Source organism: Nocardiopsis alkaliphila YIM 80379 (assembly GCF_000341005.1).
Classification (GTDB): Bacteria; Actinomycetota; Actinomycetes; order Streptosporangiales; family Streptosporangiaceae; genus Nocardiopsis; species Nocardiopsis alkaliphila.
Genome location: NZ_ANBD01000098.1, coordinates 1 through 5,706, shown reverse-complemented (window position 1 = coordinate 5,706; position 5,706 = coordinate 1). Strand labels below are relative to the sequence as shown.

Below are 5,706 nucleotides of genomic sequence, written 5' to 3'. Positions count from 1 at the left end.
CGCGGGCCTCGACCATGCCCTCGCTGGTCAGATGGTCGAGGTGGCGGCGGATCGCCGCCGGAGTCAGACCGAGTCGCTCTCCCAACGCGGAGGCGGTGATCGGCCCCTTCTCCAGGATGAGCCGGGCGACACGGGCGCGGGTACCCCGATCGGGCCCGTTGAGGGGACGGGAGGCGTTGTACGTCTCGGACATGCTTCTCCCCTCCCTCGCTCACTACCGGCTCTGTCTTTTGACAACATCAGTGTGGCGTAAATAAGTCCACCTAGGCAAACCCGACTACATGCGCTTCGTCACGAAGGCCAGCCTTGCCTAATCTGGGGGTTCAGGCGGGAGGGGTGGCGCGCGCCCCACGTCATCGAAACTCGAATCCGACCCTTGGTCTCGGATGGCGAGACGGCCATCCCACGAGGCGGTCGACTTTTCCCAGGTGAAAAAGTCCACCGAGCGGGCGTGTCCTCGTCAAGGACCAGGGGTGGCCGGCTCCGAGGGTGCACGACGGAGAAAGTATGCACCTTCACCGCGCCTCGACCCGGCGCGCACCCCCTCAAGGGCTCGAGGTGGGGTGGTGAAGCCCGACCCCGGGTCGCACGTAAACTCAGGCCCCATGGACACACCCGCCCTCGAGGTCGTCGACCTGGTGAAGCGTTACGGCTCCACCACGGCAGTGACGGGCCTCTCGTTCACCGCACGCCAAGGCGCGGTGACCGCCCTGCTCGGCCCCAACGGAGCGGGCAAGACCAGCACCATCGAGATCTGCGAGGGCTTCCGTCGCGCCGACGGCGGACACGTGCGTGTCCTCGGTCTGGACCCGATCACCGACGCCGGGGCCCTCAAGCCCCGGGTCGGCGTGATGCCCCAGTCCGGTGGGGTGCCCACCGGCGCCCGGACCGCCGAGTGGCTCCGCCTCATGGCCTCCTTCCACTCCGACCCGATCGACCCCGACCTCCTCTTGGAGCGGCTGGGACTGACCTCGGCCGGGCGCACCCCGTTCCGACGGCTCTCCGGCGGTCAACAGCAACGCCTGTCCCTGGCCTGCGCCGTCGTCGGCCGCCCCGAGATCGTCTTCTTGGACGAACCGACCGCCGGGCTGGACCCACAGGCGCGTATGGCCACCTGGGACCTGGTCAAGGCCCTGCGCGCCGCGGGGGTCGCGGTCATCCTCACCACCCACCACATGGAGGAGGCCGAACGTCTGGCCGACCACGTGGTCATCATCGATCACGGAGCCGTGGTGGTCGAGGGAACTCCGGCCGAACTCACCGAGGGCCGGCGCGAGGTGCGTTTCACCACCGCGAGCCCGATCGACACCGAGTCCCTGCTCCAAGCCCTTCCCGAAGGCAGCGCCGTGTCCACCACACCCTCGGGCGACCGTCACGAGTGCGCCGTGAGCACCGAGGACCCCCACGCCCTGGGGCCGGAGTTCCTGGCCACGGTCACCGCCTGGTGCGCCTCAGCGGGTGTACTCGCCGAGGACCTGCGCCTGCGAGCACGTACCCTCGAAGACGTCTTCCTCGAAACCACCGGCCGGGAACTGCGCGATTAAATTGACCGAGCACACCACCGGCACGGCCGCCCGGGCCGTGACCGAAACACCGACCCTCGCCATCGACCCGGGCATGTTCACCCCGGCCCCGGGCGCGGCCCCGATGTGGCGCATGGTGGCCGCCCAGACGGGGATGGAACTGCGCGTGATGCTGCGCCATGGCGAGCAGTTCCTGCTCACCATGGTGATCCCGGTGCTACTCCTGGTGGGTTTCAGCCTCACCGGGGTCCTGGACGTGGGCGAGGGGCCCCGGGTGGACGCGTTGACTCCGGGCATCCTGGCCTTGGCCGTCATGTCCACCTCCTTCACCGGGCTGGCCATCGGCACCGGTTTCGAGCGGCGTTACGGGGTGCTCAAGCGCCTGGGCGCCACCCCGCTGTCCCGGTTCGGATTGCTGGCCGCCAAGACCCTGGCCGTGTTGGGCGTCCAAGCGGTCCAGATCGCTCTTTTGGGCACGGTCGCGCTGTTTTTGGGTTGGTCACCCACGCTGAGCCCACTCAGCCTGCTCATCGCGTTGACGCTGATCCTGCTCGGCACCGCCGCCTTCAGTTCGTTGGCGTTGCTGATGGCGGGCACTTTGCGCGCCGAGGCGACCCTGGCCGGAGCCAACCTCGTGTACGTGCTGATGCTGGGCCTGGGTGGGGTGCTCTTCCCCACCAGCAACTTCCCCGGACCGATGGAACAGGCCGTGTCGGTGTTGCCGATCACCGCGCTCACCTCGGGACTGCGCGACCTGCTCACCCATGGGGCGGTGCCGGGAGCAGGTGTCTTCCTGGTGCTGCTCGTGTGGGCGGTCGGGGCCGGGCTGGCGGCCTCGCGCCTGTTCCGCTGGGAGTGACCACACCGGTGCCGAAGCACTCGGGCACGCGGTCGTAGGCTGTCGGCCATGACGATCGATATCGACACCGTGACCACCATTCTCCGTGAGGCCGCGCAGGAATCGATCCTGCCGCGCTTTCGGACCCTGGAGCGGGACGAGGTGACGGAGAAGGCACCCGGGGAGATCGTCACCGTGGCCGACCGTGAAGCCGAGTCCACCATCACCCGTAGGTTGCGTGAGCTGATGGACGTCCCGGTCGTGGGCGAGGAGGCCGCCTCGGCCGACCCGAAGCTGCTTCGGGCCCTGTCCGAGGAGCCGGCCGTGTGGTTGGTCGATCCGCTGGACGGCACCCGCAACTTCGTGCGCGGCGAGGAGGGGTTCGCCGTGATGGCCGCGCTGGTGCGCCAAGGCCGGGCGGTGGCCTCCTGGATCCTGCGTCCCACCCTGGACCGTGTCTACACGGCCGAGCTCGGTTCCGGAGCCTGGTGCGACCAACACCGGCTGCACCGCTCTCCCGCCCCCGAGTCCCCGGCCGAACTACGCGGCGCGGTGCTCTCCCGCTTCCTGCCGCCGACCTCCCGCGCGCACGTGGAGAGCGTCACCCCCCGATTCGCCGAAGTGGGACCGGGGGCCTACTGCGCCGGGGTCGACTATCCCCGTCTGGCCGAGGGCGAACTCGACTTCGTGCTGTTCCACCGAACCCTGCCGTGGGACCACGCGCCCGGAGGGTTGTTGCTCACCGAGGCGGGCGGGGTCGCCCTACGTTTGGAGGGCGACCCCTACCGCCCCGATGACGAACGCCTCGGCTTGCTCAACGCCGCCGACGAGCGAACGTGGGAGACGGTGCGGGCCCTGCTGTCGCCTTGAACCATGAGCCGCGCCGACGACCGCTCAGGAGCACGAGCAGGGCCACCGTGAGCAGCACGGTGGCCGCCAGGAGACAGGCCCCGGAACGCGCAGAACGGCGCCTCGCTTTGGTGACCGAAGCCCACATGGGAACCGCCATGCGGGCTCTCCACCGCCTTGCGATACATCAGCGGGGGCGGATCGGGTCAACCAAGGGGCACCAGGCGCCACTTCTGATGGGCGTGGCCGGCGCCCTCTGCCGGGATGATCGGGGTGCCGTTCTCGGGGCTGCCCTCCTTGCTTTCGAGAGCGTGCCCGGTGGCCCGGTTGACCAAGCGGACGACATCCTCACCGACCTCGACCACGGTCCAGTGTTGGTTGGGGCTCCCGGTACGGGTGAGCAACGACGCCACGACCGGTTCCCCTTCCGGGGCGGGCTCGCCGGGTATCTCCAGCAGCTTGCCACTGCCCACTCCGACAATCTCATAGAAACCGTCATCGATCGGCACGAAGCGCCACTGTTGGTTCCCTTCGTCGTGACGATCCCACAAGTGCGTGGGCGCCCCGTTGTCGGTGGAGGCTCCCGCCACGTCCAGGGCGCGCTCGCCGTGCGTGTTCAGCAGGGCGTAGGTCACCTCGGGGTCGATCCCGGCGGGGTGGGTCTCCTCCTCGGGTTCTTCCTCCTCTTCCTCGGGCTCTTGTTCCGGAGCCGGTGAGGGCTCGACGAGGATGCCCGAGACCACGGTCATCCCTTCGGTCTCGGAACGGGTCTCGCTCACGAACACACCCGCGGTGTAACCCCCCACGCCCACCCCCACGAGCATGGCCAGGGCGCCGGCGAACATCGGCCACCGAGGCAGCCCTGGCTCCTGCGCGGCGTCCGTACGGGCTCTACGTCGGGACATGGCGGGGTACTCCTGCGGGGACGGGGCGACCCGTGTGGTCGTGGGACCGCACCATTTCACACCACATGGCACGCTTCGCGCATCTTGGTGGCTCTTCTGAGTCGCCTTCCGGTCGAACAGGGCCGGGTGGATAGGGTGTTTCGCCATGGAGAGCATCGGCGTGCCCTGGTTCATCATGGTCCGTTACCTGGGCCCTCCCCTGTTCCTCTTGTTGGTCGGAGGCGCGTTGCTGTGGTGGCGCCGGCCGGCTCGGGCCGGGTTGGCGTGGGCGGCCCTCCTGGTGAACCTGTTCGCCGCGGCGTCGCCCTTCCTGTGGATCGGCGTGCAAGCCCTCACGGGCCGTGGCGACCTGACGGTGATCGGCCTCATCATGACGCTGTTGCAGCCGGCCCTGGTGATCGTGGCCTGGTCGTTGCTGTTGTCGGCGCTCGTGTGGGGGCCGCGCCGCACGCCATCGGGGACCACCTTCGCGGCCACCGAGGAAGGGCATCGCACTCCAGAAAACATAGGATGATTCGCCATGAGCATCCGAGCCGGTTCGACACGCCCCTCACCCGGCGCCCTGTTGGACGCCCTCCCTCCGGTCTGGCTGGTGCTGGTCGGCGTCGTGTCCGTACAGACCGGCGCCGGGGTGGCCAAGAACCTGTTCGAGGCCCTACCTCCCTCGGCGGTGGTCTGGCTGCGCCTGCTCACCTCCGCGGTCCTGCTGGCCCTCCTGGTCAGACCCGCGCTGCGGGCCCGGAGCAGAACCGACTGGATGGTGGTGATCGGTTACGGAGTGGCGCTGGCCGCGATGAACTTCTTCATCTACCAGGCATTCGCCCGAATTCCGTTGGGCATCGCGGTCACCATCGAGTATCTCGGTCCGCTCCTGATCGCGATCCTGGGCTCACGCCGTCGCATCGACCTGTTGTGGGCGGGTCTGGCCGGACTCGGTGTGGCGGCACTGGGCTTGGAGTTCGGCGCCCTCGACCCGTTGGGCGTGCTCTTCGCGGCCTTGGCGGCCATCGCCTGGGCCGGGTACATCCTGCTCAGCGCGGCGACGGGACGGCGATTCAGTGGAGCCTCCGGGTTGGCCATCGCCAGCGTGGTGGGCGTGGTGGTCATGGCCCCGGCCGGTGTCATCGAAGGCGGCGCGGCCCTGCTCGACTGGCGGCTGCTGCTGTTCGGCCTGACCGTGGGTGTGCTGTCCTCGGTGGTCCCCTACACACTGGAACTGAACGCCCTGCGCCGAATGCCGCCACGGACGTTCGGGGTCTTGATGAGTCTGCAGCCGGCGGCCGCGGCCTTGGCGGGCCTGGTCCTGCTCGGTGAACTACTGACCGTATGGCAATGGCTGGCGGTGACCTGTGTGATCGCCGCGAGCGCGGGCTCGACCCGTACGTCCTCTCCTTCGGGCTCCTGACTCCTCACTCGATGCGGCTTTTGCTCCTCTCGGAAGAAGAGAACGAGGCAAAAAATGACCACAGAGGGTTTCAGTGTGCTCACTGCCGGCTATCAGCCCTGGTGGGCAGCACGCCCAAGCTGTTGTAGACGCTCGAAAGGCAAAGCAATGCGAAGCATGACCAAGTGCGCCGTCGCCGCCCTGTTC

Annotated in this window: 7 protein-coding genes; 5 read left to right on the top strand and 2 right to left on the bottom strand. The window is 68.6% G+C overall.

What is annotated here, in order from left to right; translation table 11 throughout:
- The coding region (locus D472_RS25585; protein WP_033303863.1) for a helix-turn-helix domain-containing protein at window positions 1–193 on the bottom strand (193 nt) is incomplete at its 3' end.
- Window positions 194–605: 412 nt separating this feature from the next.
- On the opposite strand from D472_RS25585, the gene D472_RS0114520 reads away from it, so the two are divergent.
- Genes D472_RS0114520 through D472_RS0114510 form a run of 3 tightly spaced genes read left to right on the top strand, consistent with a single transcriptional unit; the run spans window position 606 to window position 3,231 of the window.
- Window positions 606–1,544 (top strand): ABC transporter ATP-binding protein, encoded by a 939-nt coding sequence (locus tag D472_RS0114520; RefSeq protein WP_017605212.1) that lies wholly within the window; start codon window positions 606–608, stop codon window positions 1,542–1,544.
- A 1-nt stretch (window position 1,545) separates the two neighbouring features.
- Window positions 1,546–2,382 carry an ABC transporter permease gene (locus D472_RS0114515; RefSeq protein WP_017605211.1) on the top strand — a complete coding sequence of 279 codons (837 nt, stop codon included), beginning with the start codon at window positions 1,546–1,548 and terminating at the stop codon, window positions 2,380–2,382.
- 48 nt (window positions 2,383–2,430) lie between these two features.
- Window positions 2,431–3,231 carry an inositol monophosphatase family protein gene (locus D472_RS0114510; protein ID WP_017605210.1) on the top strand — a complete coding sequence of 267 codons (801 nt, stop codon included), beginning with the start codon at window positions 2,431–2,433 and terminating at the stop codon, window positions 3,229–3,231.
- A gap of 185 nt (window positions 3,232–3,416) precedes the next feature.
- On the opposite strand, the gene D472_RS0114505 is transcribed toward D472_RS0114510, so the two are convergent.
- Window positions 3,417–4,115: an RICIN domain-containing protein gene (locus tag D472_RS0114505; protein WP_026117697.1), complete on the bottom strand. Its 699-nt coding sequence runs from the start codon at window positions 4,113–4,115 to the stop codon at window positions 3,417–3,419.
- Between the two features lie 145 nt (window positions 4,116–4,260).
- On the opposite strand from D472_RS0114505, the gene D472_RS0114500 reads away from it, so the two are divergent.
- Entirely contained in the window at window positions 4,261–4,629 is a 369-nt protein-coding gene (locus D472_RS0114500) for a hypothetical protein (RefSeq protein WP_017605208.1), read from the top strand.
- 6 nt (window positions 4,630–4,635) lie between these two features.
- Complete coding sequence (locus tag D472_RS0114495) at window positions 4,636–5,520, top strand: EamA family transporter (protein ID WP_017605207.1); 885 nt, start codon at window positions 4,636–4,638, stop codon at window positions 5,518–5,520.
- Window positions 5,521–5,706 lie beyond the last annotated feature (186 nt).

Excerpts from the sequence above, each read along its gene's own strand:
- D472_RS0114510 (WP_017605210.1), top strand. The coding sequence starts at position 2,431 with ATGACGATCGATATCGACACCGTGACCACCATTCTCCGTGAGGCCGCG.
- D472_RS0114520 (WP_017605212.1), top strand. The coding sequence starts at position 606 with ATGGACACACCCGCCCTCGAGGTCGTCGACCTGGTGAAGCGTTACGGC.
- D472_RS0114495 (WP_017605207.1), top strand. The coding sequence starts at position 4,636 with ATGAGCATCCGAGCCGGTTCGACACGCCCCTCACCCGGCGCCCTGTTG.
- D472_RS0114500 (WP_017605208.1), top strand. The coding sequence starts at position 4,261 with ATGGAGAGCATCGGCGTGCCCTGGTTCATCATGGTCCGTTACCTGGGC.
- D472_RS0114505 (WP_026117697.1), bottom strand. The coding sequence starts at position 4,115 with ATGTCCCGACGTAGAGCCCGTACGGACGCCGCGCAGGAGCCAGGGCTG.